The organism is Pseudomonas putida S13.1.2 (assembly GCF_000498395.2).
In the GTDB taxonomy this organism is placed as follows: Bacteria; Pseudomonadota; Gammaproteobacteria; order Pseudomonadales; family Pseudomonadaceae; genus Aquipseudomonas; species Aquipseudomonas putida_Q.
Map to the genome: position 1 here is coordinate 620,244 of NZ_CP010979.1, position 24,916 is coordinate 645,159.

Annotated in this window: 24 protein-coding genes; 9 read left to right on the top strand and 15 right to left on the bottom strand. The window is 63.1% G+C overall.

Annotation, left to right across the window (positions count from 1 at the left end; translation table 11 throughout):
- Window positions 1-29 precede the first annotated feature (29 nt).
- The 5 genes from purB to N805_RS02545 all read right to left on the bottom strand — a co-directional run bounded on the left by purB (window position 30) and on the right by N805_RS02545 (window position 6,307).
- The gene (gene purB / locus N805_RS02525) at window positions 30-1,400 is read right to left on the bottom strand and encodes an adenylosuccinate lyase (protein WP_028613336.1); all 1,371 of its coding nucleotides are present in this window, start codon (window positions 1,398-1,400) and stop codon (window positions 30-32) included.
- A gap of 214 nt (window positions 1,401-1,614) precedes the next feature.
- Complete coding sequence (gene hflD, locus N805_RS02530) at window positions 1,615-2,241, bottom strand: high frequency lysogenization protein HflD (RefSeq protein ID WP_028613335.1); 627 nt, start codon at window positions 2,239-2,241, stop codon at window positions 1,615-1,617.
- A complete protein-coding gene (gene mnmA, locus N805_RS02535) occupies window positions 2,238-3,362 on the bottom strand; it encodes a tRNA 2-thiouridine(34) synthase MnmA (RefSeq protein ID WP_028613334.1) in 1,125 nt (374 codons plus the stop codon). Before mnmA ends, hflD begins: the two co-directional genes overlap by 4 nt.
- A gap of 57 nt (window positions 3,363-3,419) precedes the next feature.
- Window positions 3,420-3,860 (bottom strand): NUDIX hydrolase, encoded by a 441-nt coding sequence (locus N805_RS02540; RefSeq protein WP_028613333.1) that lies wholly within the window; start codon window positions 3,858-3,860, stop codon window positions 3,420-3,422.
- A 221-nt stretch (window positions 3,861-4,081) separates the two neighbouring features.
- Complete coding sequence (locus N805_RS02545; RefSeq protein ID WP_028613332.1) at window positions 4,082-6,307, bottom strand: NADP-dependent isocitrate dehydrogenase; 2,226 nt, start codon at window positions 6,305-6,307, stop codon at window positions 4,082-4,084.
- 412 nt (window positions 6,308-6,719) lie between these two features.
- Here N805_RS02545 and icd point away from each other — a divergent pair, with 412 nt between their 5' ends.
- Window positions 6,720-7,976, top strand: coding sequence for an NADP-dependent isocitrate dehydrogenase (gene icd, locus N805_RS02550; RefSeq protein ID WP_028613331.1), 1,257 nt, complete (start codon window positions 6,720-6,722; stop codon window positions 7,974-7,976).
- A gap of 72 nt (window positions 7,977-8,048) precedes the next feature.
- On the opposite strand, the gene cspD is transcribed toward icd, so the two are convergent.
- Window positions 8,049-8,315, bottom strand: coding sequence for a cold shock domain-containing protein CspD (cspD, locus tag N805_RS02555; RefSeq protein WP_028613330.1), 267 nt, complete (start codon window positions 8,313-8,315; stop codon window positions 8,049-8,051).
- Window positions 8,316-8,545: 230 nt separating this feature from the next.
- Here cspD and clpS point away from each other — a divergent pair, with 230 nt between their 5' ends.
- Window positions 8,546-8,908 carry an ATP-dependent Clp protease adapter ClpS gene (clpS, locus tag N805_RS02560; protein ID WP_003251220.1) on the top strand — a complete coding sequence of 121 codons (363 nt, stop codon included), beginning with the start codon at window positions 8,546-8,548 and terminating at the stop codon, window positions 8,906-8,908.
- 30 nt (window positions 8,909-8,938) lie between these two features.
- Window positions 8,939-11,209: an ATP-dependent Clp protease ATP-binding subunit ClpA gene (gene clpA / locus N805_RS02565; RefSeq protein ID WP_016488123.1), complete on the top strand. Its 2,271-nt coding sequence runs from the start codon at window positions 8,939-8,941 to the stop codon at window positions 11,207-11,209.
- Between the two features lie 167 nt (window positions 11,210-11,376).
- Here the strand turns inward: clpA and infA are convergent, their stop codons facing one another.
- The 3 genes from infA to aat form a co-directional block, all read right to left on the bottom strand.
- Window positions 11,377-11,595, bottom strand: coding sequence for a translation initiation factor IF-1 (infA, locus tag N805_RS02570; RefSeq protein WP_002553999.1), 219 nt, complete (start codon window positions 11,593-11,595; stop codon window positions 11,377-11,379).
- Between the two features lie 101 nt (window positions 11,596-11,696).
- Window positions 11,697-12,404: an arginyltransferase gene (locus N805_RS02575; protein WP_028613329.1), complete on the bottom strand. Its 708-nt coding sequence runs from the start codon at window positions 12,402-12,404 to the stop codon at window positions 11,697-11,699.
- A gap of 56 nt (window positions 12,405-12,460) precedes the next feature.
- Window positions 12,461-13,141 carry a leucyl/phenylalanyl-tRNA--protein transferase gene (aat, locus tag N805_RS02580; protein ID WP_028613328.1) on the bottom strand — a complete coding sequence of 227 codons (681 nt, stop codon included), beginning with the start codon at window positions 13,139-13,141 and terminating at the stop codon, window positions 12,461-12,463.
- Window positions 13,142-13,561: 420 nt separating this feature from the next.
- Between aat and N805_RS02585 the strand changes: the two genes are divergently transcribed.
- The 6 genes from N805_RS02585 to cysG all read left to right on the top strand — a co-directional run bounded on the left by N805_RS02585 (window position 13,562) and on the right by cysG (window position 21,206).
- Complete coding sequence (locus N805_RS02585) at window positions 13,562-16,108, top strand: DNA translocase FtsK (protein ID WP_419198327.1); 2,547 nt, start codon at window positions 13,562-13,564, stop codon at window positions 16,106-16,108.
- A gap of 62 nt (window positions 16,109-16,170) precedes the next feature.
- On the top strand, window positions 16,171-16,794 hold the full coding sequence (gene lolA, locus N805_RS02590) for an outer membrane lipoprotein chaperone LolA (RefSeq protein WP_028613326.1): 624 nt from the start codon (window positions 16,171-16,173) through the stop codon (window positions 16,792-16,794).
- Window positions 16,795-16,806: 12 nt separating this feature from the next.
- On the top strand, window positions 16,807-18,132 hold the full coding sequence (locus tag N805_RS02595; protein WP_028613325.1) for a replication-associated recombination protein A: 1,326 nt from the start codon (window positions 16,807-16,809) through the stop codon (window positions 18,130-18,132).
- Window positions 18,129-18,503 carry a fluoride efflux transporter CrcB gene (gene crcB, locus N805_RS02600; RefSeq protein WP_016711494.1) on the top strand — a complete coding sequence of 125 codons (375 nt, stop codon included), beginning with the start codon at window positions 18,129-18,131 and terminating at the stop codon, window positions 18,501-18,503. The genes N805_RS02595 and crcB overlap by 4 nt, the downstream gene beginning before the upstream one ends.
- Before the next feature lie 30 nt (window positions 18,504-18,533).
- Window positions 18,534-19,814 carry a serine--tRNA ligase gene (gene serS / locus N805_RS02605; RefSeq protein ID WP_016488116.1) on the top strand — a complete coding sequence of 427 codons (1,281 nt, stop codon included), beginning with the start codon at window positions 18,534-18,536 and terminating at the stop codon, window positions 19,812-19,814.
- Window positions 19,815-21,206, top strand: coding sequence for a siroheme synthase CysG (gene cysG / locus N805_RS02610; RefSeq protein ID WP_028613324.1), 1,392 nt, complete (start codon window positions 19,815-19,817; stop codon window positions 21,204-21,206).
- 136 nt (window positions 21,207-21,342) lie between these two features.
- Here the strand turns inward: cysG and N805_RS02615 are convergent, their stop codons facing one another.
- The 6 genes from N805_RS02615 to tusD all read right to left on the bottom strand — a co-directional run bounded on the left by N805_RS02615 (window position 21,343) and on the right by tusD (window position 24,791).
- Complete coding sequence (locus N805_RS02615; protein ID WP_019473858.1) at window positions 21,343-22,302, bottom strand: glutathione S-transferase family protein; 960 nt, start codon at window positions 22,300-22,302, stop codon at window positions 21,343-21,345.
- 94 nt (window positions 22,303-22,396) lie between these two features.
- The gene (locus N805_RS02620) at window positions 22,397-23,398 is read right to left on the bottom strand and encodes a glycosyl transferase family protein (RefSeq protein WP_026034699.1); all 1,002 of its coding nucleotides are present in this window, start codon (window positions 23,396-23,398) and stop codon (window positions 22,397-22,399) included.
- Between the two features lie 11 nt (window positions 23,399-23,409).
- Complete coding sequence (locus tag N805_RS02625) at window positions 23,410-23,745, bottom strand: TusE/DsrC/DsvC family sulfur relay protein (RefSeq protein WP_016488112.1); 336 nt, start codon at window positions 23,743-23,745, stop codon at window positions 23,410-23,412.
- Complete coding sequence (gene tusB, locus N805_RS02630; protein WP_028613323.1) at window positions 23,742-24,038, bottom strand: sulfurtransferase complex subunit TusB; 297 nt, start codon at window positions 24,036-24,038, stop codon at window positions 23,742-23,744. Before tusB ends, N805_RS02625 begins: the two co-directional genes overlap by 4 nt.
- Window positions 24,038-24,397 carry a sulfurtransferase complex subunit TusC gene (gene tusC / locus N805_RS02635; protein ID WP_028613322.1) on the bottom strand — a complete coding sequence of 120 codons (360 nt, stop codon included), beginning with the start codon at window positions 24,395-24,397 and terminating at the stop codon, window positions 24,038-24,040. The genes tusB and tusC overlap by 1 nt, the downstream gene beginning before the upstream one ends.
- Before the next feature lies 1 nt (window position 24,398).
- Window positions 24,399-24,791, bottom strand: a complete 393-nt coding sequence (tusD, locus tag N805_RS02640; protein ID WP_016488109.1) for a sulfurtransferase complex subunit TusD — start codon at window positions 24,789-24,791, stop codon at window positions 24,399-24,401.
- Window positions 24,792-24,916: the final 125 nt, after the last annotated feature.

Here is a 24,916-nt window from a genome sequence, read left to right on the forward strand (position 1 = left end):
CAGGCCGGGCGTTGTACGCGACGGTCAGCTTAGATGCGTTTGGCCTGGGCTGCCGCGTTACCGATGTAGGTAGCGGGGGTCAGCTGCTTGAGCTCGGCCTTGGCTTCGGCTGGCATGTCGAGCCCGTCGATGAAGGTGAGCAGCGCGTCCGGGGTGATGCCCTTGCCACGGGTCAGCTCTTTGAGCTTCTCGTAGGGGTTTTCGATGTTGAAGCGGCGCATCACGGTCTGGATCGGCTCGGCCAGCACTTCCCAGCAGGCGTCCAGGTCGGCGGCGATGCGGGCTTCGTTGACTTCCAGCTTGCCGATGCCTTTCAGGCTGGCTTCGTAGGCAATGACGCTGTGGGCGAAGCCCACGCCCAGGTTGCGCAGCACGGTGGAGTCGGTGAGGTCGCGCTGCCAGCGCGAGATCGGCAGCTTGCTGGCCAGGTGCTGGAACAGCGCATTGGCGATACCCAGGTTGCCTTCGGAGTTTTCGAAGTCGATCGGGTTGACCTTGTGCGGCATGGTCGACGAGCCGATTTCGCCGGCAACGGTCTTCTGCTTGAAGTAGCCCAGGGAGATGTAGCCCCACACATCACGGTCGAAGTCGATCAGGATGGTGTTGAAGCGGGCGATGGCGTCGAACAGCTCGGCGATGTAGTCGTGCGGCTCGATCTGGGTGGTGTACGGGTTGAACTGCAGGCCCAGCTCGTCTTCGATGAAGGCGCGGGCGTTCTCTTCCCAGTCGATCTGCGAGTAGGCCGACAGGTGGGCGTTGTAGTTGCCCACGGCGCCGTTGATCTTGCCCAGCAGCGGTACGGCAGCGACCTGGGCGATCTGGCGCTCCAGGCGGTACACGACGTTGGCCAGCTCTTTACCCAGGGTAGTCGGCGAAGCCGGTTGGCCGTGGGTGCGCGACAGCATCGGCACGGCGGCGTGGGTGTGGGCCAGGGCGCGGATGGCGTCGGCGATCTGGCGCATCAGCGGCAGCAGCACGTCGTCACGGCCGGCGCGCAGCATCAGGGCGTGGGACAGGTTGTTGATGTCCTCGCTGGTGCAGGCGAAGTGGATGAACTCGCTGACCTTGGCCAGCTCAGGCAGCGTGGCAGCCTGCTCCTTGAGGAGGTATTCGATCGCCTTGACGTCGTGGTTGGTGGTGCGCTCGATTTCCTTGACGCGCTCGGCGTGCTCAAGTTTGAAATCGGTGGCCAGGTTGTCCAGCAGGGCGTTGGCTTCGGCGGTGAACGCCGGCACTTCGCCGATCTGCGGGTGGGCGGCCAGGCGCTGCAGCCAGCGCACTTCGACCAGGGCGCGGAAACGGATCAGGCCGAATTCGCTGAAAATGGGGCGCAAGGCCTGGGTTTTGCCGGCATAACGGCCGTCTACAGGGGAAACCGCAGTGAGCGAAGAGAGCTGCATGGGGTGTTCTCGGACAGTCAGGCTTTTGGAGGGCGCATATCATACATGAAAAATGCGCCGAGGTCGGGTGGCTGACCAAAGGTCGGGCCAATTTGGATCTGGTGGCAGACCCTGTGGGAGCGGGCATGCCCGCGAACACCGGCGTAGCCGGTGCCATACACCGAGTCGCGTGCTTCGCGGGCACGCCCGCTCCCACAAAGGGCAGCTCAGCCCGTCAGTTGGGGCTGCGCATCATGTCGTACAGTTCGTTCAGCAGCTTGCGCCGGCTGAACACCAGCTGCCAGCGGTGACCGCCCAGCTGGCGCCACAGGCGTGCGGCGCGGATGCCGGCCAGCAGCAGGGCGCGAATTTTCGAGGCGTTGCTGGGCTGCTGCAGAAAGCGCATGTCGCCATGCACCTGAATACGCTGGCGCAGGGTGCTCAGGGTGTCCTGGTACAAGGCGCCACTGGAAGCAATGACGTTTTCATGAGCCAGGCCAAAATGGTCGGCCTGGGACTGGATTTGTGGCAGGCGGTTGCCGATGGTGTCGAGCAGGTCGCCACGCTTGTTCAGCTGGCGCTCCAGCCCCAGCATTGACAGGGCGTAGCGCAGTGGCTCGCGCTGCAGGCTATTGGGGTCGCGCTCCAGGGCGCCGATCAGCGCGCGGTAGCCGTCGCGCAGGTTCAGGTCGTCACCGCCGAACACCTCCAGGGTGTCCTTGGGGTCACGTACCAGCAGGCTGCCCAGCATGCAACCGATGTTGGCCTCACTGGCCTGGCCGGTGCGGGCGATACGGTCCACCAACACAGCGGCCTGAAACACACCGCCCAACGCAATCAGCTGCTCCTGCAGGTTGCTCATGCGCGCGGGCTCCACGGCTCGGCGGCTTCGATCACGCCGCCGCCCAGGCACACTTCACCGTCGTAGAACACCACCGACTGGCCTGGGGTAACGGCGCGCTGCGGTTCGTCGAACACCGCGCGGTAGCCGCTGGCAGTCAGCTCCAGGGTGCACTGCTGGTCGCTCTGGCGGTAGCGTACCTTGGCGGTGAGCTGACGCGGGCTGCTGAGGTCGATGGGGTTGACCCAGAAGATTTCCGAGGCGAGCAGGGCGCGGGAGAACAGCCAAGGGTGTTCGTTACCCTGGCCGACCACCAGCACATTGCGGGTCAGGTCCTTGTGCAGCACGTACCACGGCTCGTCACCGGCATCCTTCAGGCCACCGATGCCCAGGCCCTGGCGCTGGCCGATGGTGTGGTACATCAGGCCATGGTGGCGGCCGATCACTTCACCTTCGGTGGTTTCGATGTTGCCCGGTTGGGCAGGCAGGTACTGTTTGAGGAAGTCGCTGAAGCGGCGTTCGCCAATGAAGCAGATGCCGGTGGAGTCTTTTTTCTTGGCGGTGGCCAGGCCGTGTTTTTCGGCAATGGCGCGCACTGCCGGTTTTTCCAGCTCGCCGACCGGGAACAGGGTACGGGCGATTTCCTTGCCGCCGACGGCGTGCAGGAAGTAGCTCTGGTCCTTGTTCGGGTCCAGGCCCTTGAGCAGTTCGGTGAGCGCGCCCGTGTCGCGGCGGCGCACGTAGTGGCCGGTGGCGATCAGGTCGGCACCCAGCGACAGGGCGTAGTCGAGGAACGCCTTGAACTTGATTTCGCGGTTGCAGAGGATGTCCGGGTTGGGCGTGCGGCCGGCCTTGTATTCTTCAAGGAAGTGCTCGAACACGTTGTCCCAGTATTCGGCAGCGAAGTTGGCGGTGTGCAGCTTGATGCCGATGCGGTCGCACACGGCCTGGGCGTCGGCCAGGTCTTCACGGGCGGTGCAGTATTCGGTGCCGTCGTCTTCTTCCCAGTTCTTCATGAACAGCCCTTCCACCTGGTAGCCCTGCTCGATGAGCAGAAGGGCGGAGACGGAAGAGTCCACGCCGCCGGACATGCCGACGATGACGCGGGTCTTGGCGGGGTCTTTGAGTGCTGGGCTGGTCATGGTTACCGGTGTGTATCAAGGGAAAAACGTCGATTCTATCAAACCCGTGGCGACGCGTCAGTCGCGGAGCAGGGTAAGGCTGTGCAAGGGGCCTTTGAGGTAGTCGTCGAGGCAACGTGGCACCAGCTCGCTGCGCCAGCGGGTGGGGTCGGCCAGCAGCTCGTCGCGGGTAAGCCACACGGCGCGGACGATGTCGCTGTCCAGCGCCAGGTCAGCGTGATGGCGTACCGGGCGGGCGGCAAAGCAGATGCGCTGGTAGGTTACGCCGTTGCTGGGGGCGGTGTACAGGTAGATGCCGACCACGCCGGTGAGCTCGACTTCCCAGGCGGTTTCTTCCAGGGTTTCGCGCAGGGCGGCCTGGGGCAGGGTCTCAAAGGGTTCGAGGTGGCCGGCGGGTTGGTTGAAGACGTGCTGGTTGGCTTTGAACTCTTCGACGAAGAGGAACTTGCCTTCGTGCTCGACGATGGTGGCGACGGTGATGTGGGGTTGCCAGGTCATGAGCATTTCCTATGGTTGGCACGGGCCCTGTAGGAGCGGCCTTGTGCCGCGAAAGGGCTGCGAAGCGGCCCCAGGTAATCAGCTTCGCAGCAAAAAACGCCGGGGCCGCTTTGCGGCCCTTTCGCGGCACAAGGCCGCTCCTACAGGGGCCGTGCAAGCTCTTTCAGAAAGCAAAAACCCCGGTGCGTGGCCGGGGTTTTTGCTGTTACTTCAAGCGAACCTTACAGGGCAGCAATGGCGCTGTTCAGGGTCTGGCTTGGGCGCATCACCTTGGCGGTCAGCTCGGCATCGGGGGCGTAGTAGCCACCGATGTCGGCCGGCTTGCCCTGAACGGCGTTGAGCTCGGCGACGATGGTCTCCTCGTTCTCGGTCAGGGTTTTTGCCAGTGGGGCGAAGCGCGCCTGCAGGGCAGCGTCGTCAGCCTGGGCAGCCAGGGCCTGGGCCCAGTACAGGGTCAGGTAGAAGTGGCTGCCGCGGTTATCGATACCGCCAACTTTGCGCGAAGGCGACTTGTTGGTGTCGAGGAACTTGCCAGTGGCCTGGTCCAGGGTGTTGGCCAGCACTTTGGCGCGCGGGTTGTCGTAGGTGTTGCCCAGGTGCTCCAGGGAAGCGGCCAGGGCCAGGAATTCACCCAGCGAGTCCCAACGCAGGAAGTTCTCTTCAACCAGCTGCTGCACGTGCTTGGGCGCCGAACCGCCGGCGCCGGTCTCGAACAGGCCACCGCCGTTCATCAGCGGCACGATCGACAGCATCTTGGCGCTGGTGCCCAGCTCCATGATCGGGAACAGGTCGGTCAGGTAGTCGCGCAGCACGTTGCCGGTCACCGAGATGGTGTCCTTGCCTTCGCGGATGCGGGCCAGGGAGAACTTGATGGCGTCGACCGGGGCCAGAACACGGATGTCCAGGCCAGTGGTGTCGTGATCCTTCAGGTACTGCTGCACCTTCTCGATCATCACGCCGTCGTGGGCGCGGGCCGGGTCCAGCCAGAACACCGCAGGGGTGTTGCTCAGGCGGGCGCGGTTGACGGCCAGCTTGACCCAGTCCTGGATCGGCGCGTCTTTGGTCTGGCACATGCGGAAGATGTCACCGGCTTCGACGTTCTGCTCCAGCACGACGTTGCCCTTGCCATCGACCACGCGCACGACGCCGTCGGCCTTGATCTGGAAGGTCTTGTCATGGGAGCCGTACTCTTCGGCTTTCTGCGCCATCAGGCCAACGTTCGGCACGCTGCCCATGGTGGTCGGGTCGAAGGCGCCGTGCTGCTTGCAGTCTTCGATGGTGGCCTGGTAGATACCGGCGTAGCAACGGTCCGGGATCACGGCCTTGGCGTCTTGCAGTTCACCGGCGGTGTTCCACATCTTGCCCGAGTCGCGGATCATCGCCGGCATCGAGGCGTCGACGATGACGTCGCTCGGCACGTGCAGGTTGGTGATGCCTTTGTCGGAGTTGACCATGGCCAGGGCCGGACGCTGGGCGTACAGGGCCTGGATGTCAGCTTCGATCTCGGCCTGCTTGTCGGCTGGCAGGTCCTTGATACGGGCGTACAGGTCGCCGATACCGTTGTTGGCGTTGAAGCCGACCTCAGCCAGGGCTGCGGCGTGCTTGGCCAGCACGTCGTTGTAGAACTCTTCGACGATGACGCCGAACATGATCGGGTCGGAAACCTTCATCATGGTGGCTTTCAGGTGCACCGACAGCAGCACGCCAGCGGCCTTGGCATCGGCGATCTGCTCGGCGATGAAGGCTTTCAGTGCCTTGCGGCTCATGGTGGCGCAGTCGATGATTTCGGCGGCCTTGACGGCGGTTTTTTCTTTCAGGACGGTGGTGGTGCCGTCTTTGCCGACCAGCTCGATGCGCAGGCTGTCGTCAGCTTCGATCAGTGCGGCTTTTTCGCTGCCGTAGAAGTCGCCCTGGGTCATGTGGGCAACGTGCGACTTGGAGTCGGCGGCCCAGGCGCCCATCTTGTGCGGGTGCTTGCGGGCATAGTTCTTCACCGACAGCGGCGCGCGGCGGTCGGAGTTGCCTTCGCGCAGCACCGGGTTCACGGCGGAGCCCTTGATGCGGTCGTAGCGGGCACGGGACTCTTTCTCGTCCGCGGTGGCCGGCTCGTCGGCGTAATCAGGGATGTTGAAGCCCTTGCCTTGCAGTTCCTTGATCGCGGCCTTGAGCTGCGGTACCGAGGCGCTGATGTTCGGCAGCTTGATGATGTTGGCTTCAGGGGTGGTGGCCAGCTGGCCCAGTTCCGCCAGGTGATCGCCTACTTGCTTCTCTGCGCCCAGTTGCTCCGGGAAGGCGGCAAGGATACGGCCGGCCAGGGAGATGTCGCGAGTTTCGACGGCGATGTCAGCCGAAGCGGTGAAGGCTTCGACGATCGGCAGCAGCGAGTAGGTGGCGAGGGCGGGGGCTTCGTCGGTGAAGGTATAGATGATCTTGGAACGGGTGGGCATGCGGGTTAACTCTCTGTGTGCTGAGCGTGCTCGAGTCTCGTGGTGCGCAGGGTAGGCGCATCGCCCTGGCAGCGCCATGAGCGGAAAGTCGAGAGGCTGCGAGCGGTGATGGTGGATGCATCAGTCGAGCGTCAATGCTGAGCTGCGGTAACAACCCAGGCTTTTCGGCCATTCATGGCCAAGGGCGGTCCGCATTTTCCTGGGATTCGCCCCGATGACCCTACGGTCGCGGCGGAGTATACCAAACCATTCGGGCTAATCAGCAAGGCCAAGTGATATCGGCCCATTTATAAGACCAAAGACGTAGCGGCAATGTGGCGGGTTGTCGCATGCCTTGCAGGTCGGCAGATGTGGTTTAGGCTCAGTGGATCGCACGATGTCCAATCACACCCGACAGCGGAGTAGTGCAAGCATGGGATACCAGAAAATCAAGGTTCCGACCGACGGCACCAAGATCACCGTCAATGCAGACCATTCGCTCAACGTTCCTGACAACCCCATCATTCCTTATATCGAAGGCGACGGGATTGGCGTAGATGTCTCGCCGGTCATGATCAAAGTGGTGGATGCCGCCGTGCAGAAAGCCTACGGCGGCAAGCGCAAGATCGCCTGGATGGAGGTGTACGCCGGCGAAAAAGCCACCCAGGTGTACGACCAGGACACCTGGTTGCCGCAGGAAACCCTCGACGCCGTACGTGATTACGTGGTGTCGATCAAGGGCCCGCTGACCACCCCGGTAGGGGGTGGCATTCGTTCGCTCAACGTGGCGCTGCGCCAGCAACTGGACCTGTACGTGTGCCTGCGCCCGGTGCTGTGGTTCCAGGGCGTGCCGAGCCCGGTGAAAAAGCCCGGTGACGTCGACATGGTGATCTTCCGCGAGAACTCCGAGGACATTTATGCCGGTATCGAGTGGAAGGCCGGTTCGCCTGAGGCGAACAAGGTGATCAAGTTCCTGAAGGAGGAAATGGGCGTCACCAAGATCCGCTTCGACCAGGACTGCGGCATCGGCGTCAAGCCGGTATCGCGCGAGGGCACCAAGCGCCTGGTACGCAAGGCCCTGCAATACGTGGTGGACAACGACCGCGAGTCGCTGACCCTGGTGCACAAAGGCAACATCATGAAGTTCACCGAGGGTGCCTTCAAGGACTGGGGTTACGAAGTGGCCCGGGACGAGTTTGGTGCCGAACTGCTCGATGGCGGCCCGTGGATGAAGTTCAAGAACCCGAAAAGCGGCCGCGAAGTCATCGTCAAGGACGCCATTGCCGACGCCATGCTGCAGCAGATTTTGCTGCGCCCGGCCGAATATGACGTGATCGCCACCCTCAACCTCAACGGTGACTACCTGTCCGATGCGCTGGCAGCGGAAGTGGGGGGTATCGGCATCGCGCCGGGCGCCAACCTGTCCGACACCGTGGCCATGTTCGAGGCTACCCACGGCACCGCACCCAAGTATGCCGGGCAGGACAAGGTAAACCCGGGCTCGGTGATCCTCTCGGCAGAGATGATGTTGCGGCACATGGGCTGGGCCGAGGCCGCCGACCTGATCATCAAGGGCACCAACGGTGCGATCGGGGCCAAGACTGTCACCTACGACTTCGAGCGCCTGATGGACGGCGCCACGCTGGTGAGCAGTTCAGGTTTTGGCGATGAAATGATCAAGCACATGTAAGGCAGTGCAAAACCGGCCGCTTCCCGTAAAGAAGCGGCCGGTTGTTTCGTAATACCGGCACAGCGCAGGCATTCAGGCTTTGGCAGTTTCGCTCTGCGGCTCGCCCAGGGTTCTGTCGGCCTCTGCCGCGGCCACCGCAGCGTCCTTGATCTCGACGGCGTGCAAACCTTTGGGACCCTGTACGATGTCGAATACTACGGACTGGCCTGCCTTGAGGGTCTTGTATCCGTCCATCCGGATGGCCGAATAATGGGCGAACAGGTCATCGGATTTACCTTCCTCATTGATGAATCCATAGCCCTTGGCATTGTTGAACCACTTGACTTTACCGCTTGCCATCCCTATGTCCCTCTGCAAAGGACTCCATCACTGGAGTATCATCCACTTCATCCGCATACGAACCTTGCGAAAAATCTGGTTGACTGCGCGGATCTTTATCGACCACGGTGGGTTCTTATTGGTTGTAACACCGTTTTGCCGATAGTCAAGGTCGCCCGGCGCCTGCGCCGGCTGCGGCCTGTGCCGTCAACCCACAACCTTAACCTGACGCTCATGATGAAATTCTTTCCATGCATGCACCTAGTGAGATTCGACTAACATTCAATCAGGATCGCCCGCAATCGAATGAGGACGACGGCTCGGGTCTTGCAGTCCAGGAAGCCAAGCCGATCCTGCAGGCGCCACCGATGTACAAGGTGGTTTTGTTCAACGATGACTACACGCCAATGGATTTCGTCGTCGAAGTGCTCGAGACGTTCTTCAGTCTGAACCGCGAGCTGGCGACCAAGATCATGCTGACCGTCCATACAGAAGGGCGGGCAGTGTGCGGATTGTTTACCCGTGACATCGCCGAAACAAAGGCTATGCAGGTCAACCAATACGCCAGGGAAAGCCAGCATCCGCTACTCTGTGAAATCGAGAAGGACGGTTAATCGCCGACCACTTGGGTATGAGGTGAAGCTATGTTAAACCGCGAGCTCGAAGTCACCCTCAATCTGGCCTTCAAGGAGGCCCGTTCGAAACGTCATGAGTTCATGACCGTCGAACATCTGCTGCTGGCACTCCTTGACAATGAGGCTGCCGCGACCGTTCTGCGCGCCTGTGGCGCCAATCTCGACAAGCTCAAGCATGACCTGCAAGAGTTCATCGATTCCACCACCCCGTTGATTCCTGTCAACGATGAAGACCGTGAAACCCAGCCTACCCTGGGCTTCCAGCGGGTGCTGCAGCGTGCCGTGTTCCACGTGCAAAGCTCTGGCAAGCGTGAAGTGACCGGCGCCAACGTGCTGGTGGCGATCTTCAGCGAACAGGAAAGCCAGGCCGTGTTCCTGCTCAAGCAGCAGAGCGTGGCCCGCATCGACGTGGTCAACTACATCGCCCATGGCATCTCCAAGGTCCCTGGCCATGGTTCGCACGCCGACAGCGACCAGGAAATGCAGGACGAAGAGGGCGGCGAAACGTCCTCGTCGAGCAACCCGCTGGACGCTTATGCCAGCAACCTGAACGAGCTGGCCCGTGCCGGCCGTATCGACCCGCTGGTAGGCCGCGAGCAGGAAGTTGAGCGCGTGGCGCAAATCCTTGCCCGTCGGCGCAAGAACAACCCGCTGCTGGTGGGTGAGGCGGGCGTGGGCAAGACGGCCATCGCCGAAGGCCTGGCCAAGCGCATTGTCGATGGCCAGGTGCCCGACCTGCTGGCGCAGAGCGTGGTGTATTCCCTCGACCTTGGCGCACTGCTGGCCGGTACCAAGTACCGCGGCGACTTCGAGAAGCGCTTCAAGGCGCTGCTCGGTGAGCTGCGCAAGCGCCCGCAGGCGATCCTGTTCATCGACGAAATCCATACCATCATCGGTGCCGGTGCGGCCTCGGGCGGGGTGATGGATGCCTCCAACCTGCTCAAGCCGTTGCTGTCGTCGGGTGAAATCCGTTGCATTGGCTCGACCACCTTCCAGGAGTTTCGCGGCATCTTCGAGAAGGATCGTGCCCTGGCACGGCGCTTCCAGAAGGTGGATGTCAGCGAGCCGTCGGTCGAAGACACCGTGGGTATCCTGCGCGGTCTTAAAGGCCGCTTCGAGAGCCACCACAACATCGAGTACAGCGACGAAGCCCTGCGCGCCGCCGCCGAACTGGCCTCGCGCTACATCAATGACCGGCACATGCCGGACAAGGCCATCGACGTGATCGACGAAGCCGGTGCCTACCAGCGCCTGCAGCCGGAGGCCAACCGCGTCAAGCGCATCGACGTGCCGCAGGTCGAGGACATCGTTGCCAAGATTGCGCGCATTCCGCCGAAGCATGTCAGCAGTTCCGACAAGGAGCTGCTGCGTAACCTCGAGCGTGACCTGAAACTGACCGTATTCGGCCAGGACCAGGCGATTGATTCGCTGTCTACCGCCATCAAGCTGTCCCGCGCCGGCCTCAAGGCGCCAGACAAGCCTGTCGGTTCGTTCCTGTTCGCCGGCCCTACCGGCGTCGGCAAGACCGAAGCGGCGCGGCAGCTGGCCAAGGCGCTGGGCGTGGAGCTGGTGCGTTTCGACATGTCCGAGTACATGGAGCGCCACACCGTGTCGCGCCTGATCGGTGCGCCTCCTGGTTACGTTGGCTTTGACCAGGGTGGTTTGCTGACCGAGGCGATCACCAAGCAACCGCATTGCGTATTGCTGCTCGATGAAATCGAGAAGGCCCACCCGGAAGTCTTCAACCTGCTGCTGCAGGTGATGGACCACGGTACCCTGACCGACAACAACGGGCGCAAGGCCGACTTCCGTAACGTGATCCTGATCATGACCACCAACGCTGGCGCGGAAACCGCGGCACGGGCCTCGATCGGCTTCACCCATCAGGACCATGCGTCCGATGCCATGGAAGTCATCCGCAAGAGCTTCACGCCAGAGTTCCGCAACCGCCTGGACACCATCATCCAGTTCGGCCGCCTGAGCCACGAGACGATCAAAAGCATCGTCGACAAGTTCCTTATCGAACTGCAGGCCCAGCTGGAAGACAAGCGTGTGCTGCTGGAAGTCAGCGATGACGCCCGCGGCTGGCTGGCGGCGTCGGGCTACGACGTGCAGATGGGTGCGCGGCCGATGGCGCGGCTGATCCAGGACAAGATCAAGCGGCCATTGGCCGAGGAGATCCTGTTTGGCGAGCTGGCCGAGCATGGCGGTGTGGTGCACATCGACCTGCGCGATGGCGAACTGGTGTTCGACTTCGAGACCACGGCTGAGGTTGCGTGATAGTGGGGCCGCTTTGCGGCCCATCGCGACGCAAGGCCGCTCCTACAAGGGTTATGCGATTCCCTGTAGGAGCGGCCTTGCGTCGCGATGGGCTGCAAAGCAGCCCCCTGCAATTTCACAGGCACAAAAAAGCCCGGCACATGGCCGGGCTTTTTCATGGCTGGAGCTTAGCGCGCACGGTAAGTGATGCGGCCCTTGCTCAGGTCGTACGGCGTCAGCTCGACGCGGACCTTGTCGCCAGTGAGAATACGGATGTAGTTTTTGCGCATCTTTCCGGAGATGTGCGCGGTTACGACGTGCCCGTTTTCCAACTCCACGCGGAACATGGTGTTGGGCAGGGTGTCGACGACAGTACCTTCCATTTCGAAGCTGTCTTCTTTCGACATGCAGTTGAGCCCTCGGATCCAGTGTTAGCCCGACGCATATCCGCACCGGGCAAAAAAGTGGCGCCGATTATGCCGGAAATCTGCGTGTCAAGCCAATGCTTTCAGTTGAGGGTGACCCAGCGCTGGTTTATCAGCAACTCGATGGGCCGATACTGCGTCTTGTAGTTCATTTTCTTGCAGTTCTTGATCCAGTAGCCCAGGTAAACCGCCTCCAGGTCCTGGCGCACGGCCTCGGTGATCTGCCAGAGGATGGCGAAGCGGCCAAGGCTGCGTCGCTCCTCGTCCGGCTCGTAGAAGGTGTACACCGCCGACAGGCCATTGGGCAGCAGGTCGCACACTGCCACCGCCAGCAACCGGCCTTCCAGGCGGAACTCGTAGAACCAGCAGAACGGCAGGTCGCGCACCAGAAAGGTAGAAAACTGGTCGCGGCTGGGCGGGTACATGTCACCGTCGGCGTGGCGCGTTTCGATATAGCGCCGGTACAACTCGAAGTACTCCTCCTTGAACGTCGGGCGCGCGGCGCTCACGGTCAGGTCGGCATTGCGCTTGAGAATGCGCCGTTGCTGGCGGTTGGGAATGAAGCGCGCCGCCGGGATGCGCGCCGGCACACAGGCGTTGCAGTTCTGGCAGTGGGGGCGGTACAGGTGGTCGCCACTGCGCCGAAAGCCCATTTCCGACAGGTCGGCGTACACATTCACGTCCATCGGCTGGCTGGGGTCGAGGAACAGCGTGGTCGCCTGCTCGTCAGGCAGGTAGCTGCAGGAGTGGGGCTGAGTGGCATAAAACTTCAACCGCGCCAACTCTGTCATGATCAACCCCTTCGGTGAGACTTTGTTTTAAGTGTAAGCCAGCTATGGCAACTCGCCTAGGCAACCCACGTTGCGCTATTGGGCTGGTCGAGGTGGCGGGCCAGGTAACCGGCGAACTCGGCGCGGCTGATGGCATTGGCGCCCAGGCTGTGCAGGTGGTTGGTGGGCATCTGGCAGTCGATCAGCACGAAACCGGCCTCGCGCAGGTGGTTGACCAAGGTCACGAAGCCGACCTTGGAGGCGTTGTCGGCGCGGCTGAACATCGATTCACCGAAGAACAGCTGGCCCATGGCCAGGCCGTACAGGCCGCCCACCAGCTCGCCGTCCTGGCGTACCTCCACCGAATGCGCGATGCCACGCCGGTGCAGTTCGCAGTAGGCGTTGCGCATGGTGTCGGTGATCCAGGTGCCGTCGGCGTAGTCGCGTGGTGCGGCGCAGGCCGCGATGACGGCGGCAAAGTCGGTGTCGAAGCTGACCTGGTAGCGGCCTTGGCGCATCAGCTTGGCCAGCGAGCGCGAAACGTGCAGTTGGTCGGGCAGCAGCACCGTACGTGGGTCGGGTGACCACCACAGGATCGGCTGGCCGTCCTGGTACCACGGGAAACAGCCATGGCGGTAGGCCTGCACCAGGCGCTCGGGGCTCAGGTCGCCGCCAGCGGCCAACAGGCCGTTGGGGTCGTGCAGGGCCTTTTCCAGGGGTGGGAAGGTCAGCGAGTCGCGGGTCAGCCAGGTGAGCATGGTCTATCGTGCGGTGGGGGAGGGGAGAGGGCAGCATGGCGCGGGTGAAAAGCAGGGTCAATCTCTTTGGGGGCCTCAAGGCCAGCGTTGCAATCTGTAGGAGCAGCCTTGTGCTGCGAAGAGGCCGGTACTGCCACAGCAGATTCATGGCCTTACCGGCCTCTTCGCAGCACAAGGCTGCTCCCACAGAGAGGCAGTGCAGTTTCGGCAATTCTGGGCAATTTCCTGCACATTCATGAAAACGCAGGCACCATCCGCTACATTTGCGGTCACACCTGTGCAAAAACACAGCATAAGCCTTTGTCACAAAAGAAAATGCATGCTCAAATTGCAGCTATGTGAAAGTCGCCCCCGGGCAAACCCCCATGCGGCGCGCCGCCATGGCGGCTGGCGGGCAGTAATGTTAAAAGTAGTGGTTCATTGGCCGCTCAGCCGGCCGATCACTATTGGACGCGCACCACGCGCAGGAATAGACGCGTTTTGAAGAAATCCACCGCAACCCCAGCTCCCTTGCCTGTGCCCCTGTGGCGGCAGCAGCTGCATTACCGCCTCAAGGAAGGTGCGTTGATCGCGATCGGCGCCCTGTGCCTGTACCTGTGGATGGCGCTGCTGACCTACGACACCTCCGACCCAGGCTTCAGCCACACCAGCAACGTCGACCAGGTGCAGAACGCCGCCGGGCGAGCCGGTGCCTACTTCGCCGACATCCTGTTCATGGTGCTGGGTTACTTCGCCTACATCTTCCCGCTGTTGCTGGCGGTCAAGACCTGGCAGATCTTCCGCGAGCGCCATCAGCCCTGGGACTGGAGCGGCTGGCTGTTCTCCTGGCGTTTGATCGGCCTGGTGTTCCTGGTGTTGTCCGGTGCAGCGCTGGCGCATATTCACTTCCATCCGCCGGCGAGCATGCCGTTTTCTGCGGGTGGCGCGCTGGGCGAAAGCCTTGGCGAGCTGGCGCGCAACCTGCTGAACGTGCAGGGCAGCACGCTGATGTTTATTGCCCTGTTCCTGTTCGGCCTGACCGTGTTCACCGATTTGTCGTGGTTCAAGGTGATGGACCTGACCGGCAAGATCACCCTCGACCTGTTCGAGTTGGTGCAGGGCGCCGCCAACCGCTGGTGGGAGGCGCGCAACGAGCGCAAACGCCTGGAGGCGCAGCTGCGTGAGGACGAGCCGGTGTTCAAGGCGCCGCCGACGGCGGCCGACAAGCGCGAGCCTGCCAAGCCGGCGTTGCGCGAGCGTATCTTCAAGCGTGAAGAAGCGCCCGCCCAGCCTGTTGTGCAACGCGAACCGACCCTTGCCCGTGAGCCGGTGGTGCCGCGCGAGCCGGTAGTGGCGCGTGAAGCCGTGGTGCCCCGCGAGCAGCCTGCGGGCCCGACCATCGTGCCACCGGCAGCGGCCAAGGCGCCTGAGCCGAGCAAGCGCGTGATGAAAGAGAAGCAGGCGCCGCTGTTCGTCGACAGCGCCATCGAAGGCACCCTGCCGTCGATCTCGATTCTCGACCCGGCCGAGCAGAAAAAGATCGAGTACTCGCCAGAATCCCTGGCCAGTGTCGGCCAGTTGCTGGAAATCAAGCTCAAGGAATTCGGCGTTGAAGTGGCGGTGGACTCGATCCACCCAGGCCCAGTGATTACCCGTTATGAAATCCAGCCGGCCGCTGGCGTGAAGGTCAGCCGCATCGCCAACCTGGCCAAGGACCTGGCGCGTTCGCTGGCCGTGACCAGCGTGCGAGTGGTTGAGGTAATCCCTGGCAAGACCACCGTGGGTATCGAGATCCCCAACGAAAACCGGCAGATGGTGCGCTTCTCCGAAGTGCTGGCCACGCCGCAGTTCGAGGAGCAGAAATCGCCGGTCACCCTGGCCCTGGGCCACGACATCGGCGGCAAGCCGGTGATCACCGACCTGGCCAAGATGCCACACCTGCTGGTGGCCGGTACCACCGGCTCCGGTAAGTCGGTGGGTGTGAACGCGATGATCCTGTCGATCCTGTTCAAGTCTGGCCCGGAAGACGCGCGGTTGATCATGATCGACCCGAAAATGCTCGAACTGTCGATCTACGAAGGCATTCCGCATTTGCTGTGCCCGGTGGTTACCGACATGAAGGACGCTGCCAACGCCCTGCGCTGGAGCGTGGCCGAGATGGAGCGGCGCTACAAGCTGATGGCGGCCATGGGGGTGCGTAACCTTGGCGGCTTCAACCGCAAGATCAAGGATGCCGAGGAAGCCGGCGAGGTCATCCATGACCCGCTGTTCCGCCGCGAGAGCATGGACGACGTGCCGCCTGCGCTGAAAACCCTGCCCACCATCGTGGTGGTGGTCGACGAATTCGCCGACATGATGATGATCGTCGGCAAGAAGGTCGAAGAGCTGATTGCCCGTATCGCCCAGAAAGCGCGGGCGGCCGGTATCCACCTGATTCTTGCCACCCAGCGCCCGTCGGTGGACGTGATCACCGGCCTGATCAAGGCCAACATCCCGACCCGCATGGCGTTCCAGGTGTCCAGCAAGATCGACTCGCGCACCATCATCGACCAAGGTGGCGCCGAGCAGCTGCTGGGCCACGGTGACATGCTGTACATGCCGCCGGGTACCAGCCTGCCGATCCGTGTGCACGGTGCGTTCGTCTCCGACGACGAAGTGCACCGCGTGGTTGAAGCGTGGAAGCTGCGCGGCGCGCCGGACTACAACGACGACATCCTCAACGGCGTGGAAGAGGCCGGCAGCGGCTTTGAAGGCGGCGGCGGTGGTGGCGATGGCGATGATTCGGAAAGCGACGCCCTGTATGATGAGGCCGTGCAATTTGTGCTGGAAAGCCGCCGTGCGTCGATCTCGGCCGTGCAACGCAAGCTCAAGATCGGCTACAACCGCGCCGCCCGCATGATCGAAGCCATGGAAATGGCTGGCGTGGTCACCCCGATGAACAGCAACGGCTCGCGGGAAGTGATTGCCCCGGGCGGCCCGCGCGACTGATGAACACCTTGCCGGGCGCCAACGTTGGCGCCCGGCCTTTTCAATGCTCAATGAGGATTACCATGCGCGCGATTCGCATGCTGTTGGTTTCTGCCCTTGCTCTGGGCAGCGTTTCGGTTTTTGCCGGTGAGCAAGATGTACAACGCCTGACCCAGCTGCTGGAAAAGTCGCAGACCATCGAGGCCAATTTCTCTCAATTGACCTTGGGTGCCGACGGCACCAGCCTGCAGGAGACTGCTGGCCAGATGATCGTCAAGCGCCCGGGCCTGTTCTACTGGCACACCAATGCGCCACAGGAGCAGGTGGTGGTGTCTGATGGCAAGATGGTTACCCTGTGGGACCCGGACCTGGAACAGGCCACCGTCAAAAAGCTCGACGTGCGCCTGAACCAGACCCCGGCACTGCTACTGTCCGGTGACGTGTCGAAGATCAGCCAGAGCTTCGACATTGCCTCCAAGGAGCAGGGCGAAGTCATGGACTTCACCCTCAAGCCGAAGACCAAGGACACCCTGTTCGACTCGCTGCGCGTGTCGTTCCGCAAAGGCCTGATCAATGACATGCAGCTGATCGACAGCGTCGGCCAGCGCACCAACATCCTGTTCAATGGCGTCAAGGCCAACCAGGCGGTGCCGGACAGCAAGTTCAAGTTCGACATCCCCAAAGGTGCTGACGTGATCAAGGAGTAACCGGAGCTCGTCATGGACCTGTTTCGAAGCGAACCCGTTGCCCAGCCCCTGGCCGCCCGCCTGCGCCCGTCCAACCTGGACGAATACGTCGGCCAGGAGCACCTGCTGGCGCGCGGCAAACCGCTGCGTGAGGCGTTGGAGCAGGGTGCGCTGCACTCGATGATCTTCTGGGGGCCGCCTGGGGTGGGCAAAACCACCCTGGCGCGGCTGCTGGCGCAGTTCTGCGATGCGCACTTCGAGACGGTGTCGGCGGTGCTGGCCGGGGTCAAAGAGATTCGCCAGGCGGTCGAGGTGGCCAAGCAGCAGGCCGGCCAGTATGGCCGGCGCACCATCCTGTTCGTCGACGAAGTGCACCGCTTCAACAAGTCGCAGCAGGACGCCTTTTTGCCCTATGTGGAAGACGGCACCCTGCTGTTCATCGGCGCCACCACCGAGAACCCGTCGTTCGAGCTGAACAACGCGCTGCTGTCGCGGGCGCGGGTGTATGTGCTCAAGAGCCTGGACGAGGCGGCCCTGCGCAAGCTGGTCAACCGTGCGCTCACCGAAGAGCGTGGCCTGGGCAAGCGCAACCTGCGGGTGGGCGACGACGCTTTCAAAATGCTGATGGCCGCCGCCGACGGTGATGGCCGGCGCATGCTCAACTTCCTTGAGAACGCCTCGGACCTGGCGGAAGACGGCAGCGAAATCGACGTCGAGATGCTGCAGAGCCTGCTGGGTGACAGCCGTCGCCGCTTCGACAAGGGCGGCGAGGCGTTCTACGACCAGATTTCCGCGCTGCACAAGTCGGTGCGCGGCTCCAACCCCGATGGCGCCCTGTACTGGTTTGCCCGCATGCTCGACGGCGGCTGCGACCCGCTGTACATCGCCCGCCGCGTGGTGCGCATGGCCAGCGAGGACATCGGCAACGCCGACCCGCGCGCGCTTAGCCTGTGCCTGGCGGCCTGGGACGTGCAGGAGCGCCTTGGCAGCCCCGAGGGCGAACTGGCGGTGGCCCAGGCCATTACCTACCTGGCCTGTGCGCCGAAGAGCAACGCGGTGTACATGGGCTTCAAGACCGCCCTGCGCGAAGCGGCCGAGCATGGCTCGCTGGAAGTGCCGTTGCACCTGCGCAACGCCCCAACCAAGCTGATGAAACAACTGGGCTATGGCGACGAGTACCGTTATGCCCACGATGAACCCGATGCCTACGCCGCCGGTGAAGATTACTTCCCCGATGAGCTGGAGCCACGCCAGTACTACCAGCCGGTGCCCCGTGGCCTGGAGCTGAAGATTGGCGAGAAGCTGCGCCACCTGGCCGACCTGGACCGCAACAGCCCCCGGCAGCGGAGAAAACCGTGATTGCACTCATTGCCGCGGTGAGCGCGGGCGGTATCGCCGGCACCTTGTTGCGCTTTGCTACCGCCAACTGGGTGGCGGCCCACTGGCCACGGCACTTCTATGCCGGTACGCTGGCGGTCAACCTGGTTGGCTGCCTGCTGATAGGCCTGCTGTATGGCTTGTTCTTGCACAAGCCGCTCGCGCCGGTCGAGCTGCGCGCTGGCCTGATTGTCGGCTTCCTCGGAGGCCTTACAACCTTTTCCTCTTTCTCGCTCGATACCGTGCGCCTGATGGAAAGCGGGCAAGTGCCCCTTGCCTTGGGCTATACCAGTATCAGCGTGGTGGGCGGGCTGCTCGCAACCTGGGCCGGCCTGTCCCTGACCCGATTCTGAACCAACACCTACCTATAACGAGAGAACGATATGCTCGATTCCAAACTGTTACGCGGCCAACTTCAGGAAGTGGCGCAACGCCTGGCCTCCCGTGGCTTTAGCCTGGATGTCGCGCGCATCGAATCACTGGAAGAGCGCCGCAAGGCGGTGCAGACCCGCACCGAGCAGCTGCAGGCTGAGCGTAACGCCCGTTCCAAGTCCATCGGCCAGGCCAAGGCCAAGGGCGAAGACATCGCGCCACTGATGGCCGACGTCGAGCGCATGGCTAACGAGCTGGCTGCCGGCAAGACCGAACTGGACGGCATTCAAGCCGAACTGGACGGTATCCTGCTGACCATCCCCAACCTGCCGGACGCCAGCGTACCGGTTGGTGCCAGCGAAGACGACAACGTCGAAGTGCGCCGTTGGGGTACGCCGACCGCCTTTGACTTCGAAATCAAGGACCACGTCGCCCTCGGCGAAGTCAGCGGTGGCCTGGACTTCGAGGCCGCAGCGAAGCTGTCTGGCGCCCGCTTTGCCGTGCTGCGTGGCCCGATTGCCCGCCTGCACCGCGCCCTGGCGCAGTTCATGATCAACCTGCACACCGGCGAGCACGGCTACGAGGAGCATTACACCCCGTACCTGGTGCAGGCGCCTGCCTTGCAGGGCACTGGCCAGCTGCCGAAGTTCGAGGAAGACCTGTTCAAGATCACCCGCGAAGGTGAAGCTGACTTCTACCTGATCCCGACTGCCGAAGTGTCGCTGACCAACCTGGTAGCGGGTGAAATCCTCGACGCCAAGCAGCTGCCACTGAAACTGGTTGCCCACACCCCGTGCTTCCGGAGTGAAGCCGGCGCTTCTGGCCGTGACACCCGCGGCATGATCCGCCAGCACCAGTTCGACAAGGTCGAGATGGTGCAGGTGGTAGAGCCGGCCAAGTCGATGGAAGCCCTGGAAGGCCTGACCGCCAACGCCGAGCGCGTGCTGCAGCTGCTGGAGCTGCCGTACCGCGTGCTGGCCCTGTGCACCGGCGACATGGGCTTTGGCGCCGTGAAAACCTACGACCTGGAAGTGTGGGTACCGAGCCAGGACAAGTACCGCGAAATCAGCTCGTGCTCCAACTGTGGCGACTTCCAGGCGCGCCGCATGCAGGCCCGCTGGCGCAACCCGGAAACCGGCAAGCCAGAGCTGGTGCACACCCTCAACGGCTCCGGCCTGGCCGTAGGCCGTACCCTGGTTGCCGTGCTGGAAAACTACCAGCAGGCCGACGGTTCTATCCGTGTACCAGACGTGCTGAAGCCGTACATGGGCGGCGTCGAGGTCATCCGCTAAATGGATTACCTGCCGCTGTTCCACAAGCTGCAGGGCGGCCGCGTGCTGGTCGTCGGTGGCGGTGAGATCGCCTTGCGCAAGGCGCGCCTGCTGGCGGATGCCGGTAGCGAGCTGCGCGTGGTGGCGCCGGACGTCGACGGCCAGTTGGCTGCGTTGGCCCGGGAAGGTGGCGGTGAGGTGCTGGTGCGTGGCTATCAGGCAGCCGACCTGGTCGGTTGCCGGCTGGTGATCGCGGCTACCGACGACCCTGGGCTGAACGCCCAGGTGTCGGCCGATGCGCAGGCCCTCAGCCTGCCGGTCAACGTGGTGGATGCACCGGCCCTGTGCACGGTGATCTTCCCGGCGATCGTCGACCGTTCACCGCTGGTGATTGCGGTATCCAGTGGCGGTGACGCCCCGGTGCTGGCGCGTTTGATCCGCGCCAAGCTGGAGGCCTGGATCCCGTCGGCCTATGGTGAGCTGGCCGGGCTGGCTGCGCGTTTCAGGCACAAGGTCAAAACCTTGTACCCGGACGTCAACCAGCGTCGCGGCTTCTGGGAAACCGTGTTCCAGGGCCCGATTGCCGAGCGCCAGCTGGCCGGGCAGGGCGCCGAAGCCGAACGCCTGTTGCAGGCGATGGTAGACGGCGCGCCGGTGCAGCAGGGTGGTGAGGTGTACCTGGTAGGTGCGGGCCCGGGCGACCCGGACTTGCTCACCTTCCGGGCCTTGCGCCTGATGCAGCAGGCCGATGTGGTGCTGTACGACCGCCTGGTGGCGCCTGCCATTATCGAGATGTGCCGGCGTGATGCCGAGCGCATCTACGTGGGCAAGCGCCGTGCTGACCATTCTGTGCCCCAGGACCAGATCAACCGCCTGCTGGTCGACCTGGCCAAGCAGGGCAAACGCGTGTTGCGCCTGAAGGGTGGCGATCCGTTCATCTTCGGCCGGGGTGGCGAAGAGATCGAAGAGCTGGCCGAGCATGGCATCCCGTTCCAGGTAGTGCCGGGCATTACTGCGGCCAGCGGCTGTTCCGCTTATGGCGGTATACCGCTGACTCACCGCGACTACGCCCAGTCGGTGCGCTTCGTCACCGGCCACCTGAAGGATGGCACCAGCAACCTGCCGTGGAATGACCTGGTGGCGCCGGCGCAGACCTTGGTGTTCTACATGGGCTTGGTCGGTTTGCCGACCATCTGTGCCGAGCTGATTCGCCATGGGCGGGCGGCGAGTACCCCGGCGGCGCTGGTGCAGCAGGGGACTACGCGTAACCAGCGGGTGTTTACCGGTACGCTGGCGGATTTGCCGGAGCTGGTGGCCCAGCATGAAGTGCATGCACCGACCCTGGTGATTGTGGGGGAAGTGGTGCAGTTGCGTGACAAGCTGGCCTGGTTTGAAGGGGCGCAGAACAGCTGACATTGTTGGGGCCGCTTTGCGGCCCATCGCGACGCAAGGCCGCTCCTACAGGGGGGCGCGTAGACCCTGAGGCTTGCGCGGTCCCCTGTAGGAGCGGCCTTGTGTCGCGATGGGCTGCAAAGCAGCCCCGACTTTCTCAAGCCTGCCAAATCCCCTTGCCCGACAACCGTTCCCGGTCGTGCGCCCCGTTGAAATCCTGCAACGGCCCCTTAGGCACGATCCCGGTCGGGTTAATGGTCTTGTGGCTCATGTAATAGTGCTTCTGGATATGCTCCATATCCACCGTGCCCTCCACTCCAGGCCACTGGTACAGCTCACGCAGCCAGTTTGACAGGTTGTGGTAATCACTCAGGCGGCGCAGGTTGCACTTGAAGTGCCCGTGGTACACCGCATCGAAGCGCACCAGCGTGGTAAACAGGCGTACATCGGCCTCGGTCAGGTACTCACCGGCCAGGTAGCGATTGCGGCTTAGCAAGTCTTCCAGGTAATCCAACTCGTTGAACACATCGTCGAACGCCGCCTCGTAGGCGTCTTGCGTGGTAGCAAAGCCTGCGCGGTACACGCCATTGTTCACCGCCGGGTAAATGCGCTCGTTCAATGCCTCGATGGTCGGCCGCAGTGCCTCGGGGTAGAGGTCCAGCGTATTGCCGGTCAGCTCGTTGAACGCGCTGTTGAAGATACGGATGATCTCCGACGACTCGTTGTTCACGATGCGTTTCTCTTGCTTGTCCCACAACACAGGCACGGTCACGCGGCCCGTGTAATGCGGGTCATCCTGGGTATAGCGCTGGTGCAGGTACTGCAGGGCGTCTAGGTGGTCACCGCTCGAGCCTTGCTGTTGGTCGAAGGTCCAGCCATTGTCCTGCATCAGCCAGCTGACCACCGACACATCGATCAATGGCTCAAGGCCTTTGAGGGCGCGCAAGATCAGGGTGCGGTGGGCCCATGGGCAGGCCAGTGAGACGTACAGGTGGTAACGGCCGGCCTCGGGGGCGGGCAGTTGATTGCGGCGTTGGGCGTTTTCGCGTTTGAACGTGCCGTCCTTGCCGTTTTCATACCACTGGTCGTGCCAGCGGCCGTCGATCAAAAGGCCCATGGTGAGCTCCTGAAACAAAGTTGTTTGTCGTTGGAGCCCAGTCTAGGCCAAATCGTTCGAACAAATAGCGCAAAGATCGGGGTGCTATTATCGGCTAAATCGATATATTGCGCGTATCCCAATAGCCTTGCGCTGTCGCGAACGCCTGCTCGCGGTCTTGCCCCAGGCCACGCAGGGCCAGGGCCATGGTCGCGATCAGGGCTTTTTCGCCATAACTGTCTTCCACTTCACCGCGCCAGAACGCCAGCAAGTGCTCGGCCTGCAGGCTGGCCGGTTTGACATGGCGGCGCTCGCTCAGCGCTGGCCACTCTTCGTCCCACGCTTCGCCCGCCGTGGTGCCGTAGAGGTGGCTGATGACATCGGGGTTGACCTCGATCTCGCCGCCATCGCCCTTGATCACCACGGCATGGTCGCCCAGCAGGCGGCTGGCCTCACGGTGCACAGCCTGGTAACCGGGGTGGAAGATGCTTTGCAGGCCACAGCGGGCGCCCAGCGGGTTGAGCACCCGTGCCAGCGAGTGGATGGGCGAGCGCAGGCCCAAGGTGTTGCGCAGGTCGATCATGCGCTGCAACTGCGGCGCCCAGTCGTGCAGCGGGAAGAACGCCAGGTGGTGTTGGTCCAGTGCGTTGCCAACCGCAGCCCAGTCGCGGCACAGCGGGATCTGCAACAGGTCGAGCAACTGCTCGCTGTACATCCGCCCGGCGGTGTGTGCGCCGCCCCCGTGCATCAGGATGCGCACGCCATTGCCGGCCATGCACTTGGCCGCCAGCAGGTACCAGGGCAGGTGGCGCTTTTTGCCGGCGTAAGTAGGCCAGTCCAGGTCCACCGCAATGCTCGGCGCCTGCAGGTGAGCGCGCAGGGCCTCGGTGAAGCCGGCCAGCTCTTCGGCGCTTTCTTCCTTGTGGCGCAGCAGCATGAGGAAGGCCCCCAGCTGGGTGTCTTCGACCTTGCCTTCCAGCAGCAGGGTCATGGCCGCGCGGGCCTCTTCACGGGTCAGGCCGCGCGCGCCGCGCTTGCCTTTGCCTAAAATACGCACGAATTCGGCGAACGGGTGTTCGGCCGGGGTTTCAAGCGTTAGCGGGCGAGCTTCTTTCAAGAGGGGCTGGGTCATATGCAGTTGGTCGGCTTGGGCAGGCCCGCCAGCTTGGCGGCAAGTTTGGCGGGGGTGCCATTGAACAGGCGGTTCAGGTGCGGGCTGTTGCCCTTTTCCGGGCCCAGCTTCAGGGCCGTGTATTTGATCAGCGGGCGCGTGGCCGGGGACAGCTGGTATTCCTGGTAGAACTGGCGCAGCAGTTCGAGGATTTCCCAATGGTCCGCCGTCAACGGGATACCCTCGCGCTCGGCCAAAGCCTCGGCGGCGGCGCGGGACCAGTCTTGCAGGTCGACCAGAAAGCCGTCCTTGTCCAGGGCGATCGCCTGATCGCCAACGTTGAGCGTACTCATAGCCAGCTGTTGACCTTGTCGTAATGCAGCGACAGTTCGACGAACCCGGCGTAGTCCACGGCCTTGGCCAGGTCGTTGCCGACCGCGCGGGCTTGCACATCCTCGTCCAGGGCGAACAGGCGCTGGGCCAGGCCGGCAGCTTGCAGCTGGTGGTGTGGCTCGCTGCCGCTGCGCAGGGCATACACCGCATCGCCGCACAGCAGCAATGCGTCGTCGGTGCCGAGCAGGCGCAGGCAGCTGGCCAGGCGCTCGTCGCCAAACGGGGAGTGGGCAATTACATGCAGGGTTGTCATCAGAGCGTTACCACCTGGTCGAAACGGGCGATCAGCGCGGTCAGTGCCGCGTCATCGAGCACTTGCACCGGCAGCGCCAGGGCATCGGCTGCCAGGCCGCGGCGGTTGAGGCTGTGGCTACAGGCGAACAGTTCCTCGACACCGAACATCGGCAGCGCCTGCAGGTTGGCGGCCAGGTTCTTCTGTTGCACGGCGGTGGGTTGCTGGCCGGGAGCGAGCTGGAACACCCCGTCGTCCAGGAACAGCATGCCCAGCGGCAGGTCGAAGGCCCCGCCGGCCAGGGCAATGTCCAGCGCTTCGCGGGCCGATGGGCCATTCCACGGGGCCTGACGGCTGATGATCAACAAGGATTTGGCCATTTCAGTCGCCTCCGAAGCAGACAAGGCGGTCGGCAACCTGCGCCGCTTCATGCAGCTGGCCAAGCCCCGACAGTTCCCAAGGTTTGGGCAGGTTCACCGCCGGGCGCTGGTAACGGTTGGCTTCGGCCTCGTCGAGCACGCCACGGCGCAGGGCGGCGGCGATGCACACCACCGCATCCAGCTGGTGGGTCTGGATAAAGGTACGCCATTGGCCTGCCACGTCCAGTTCGTCCTGGGGCGCGACCACGTTGGCCGAGGCACTGTGCACCCCGTCCTGATAAAAGAACAGCCGGGCAATCTCATGCCCGCCGGCCAGCACTGCCTCGGCGTAGCGCAAGGCGCGCCGCGAGGAGGGCGCATGGGCCGGGGAGAACACCGCGATAGCGAATTTCATGGCTAACTCATGCAAAGGAATGCCGCCATGATAAAGCAAAAAAGCCCGCGCCCGCTTGTGCAAGCGGCGCGGGCTTTCTATGTATCCGTGTGTCCTACGCGACCCCTGTAGGAGCGGCCTTGTGT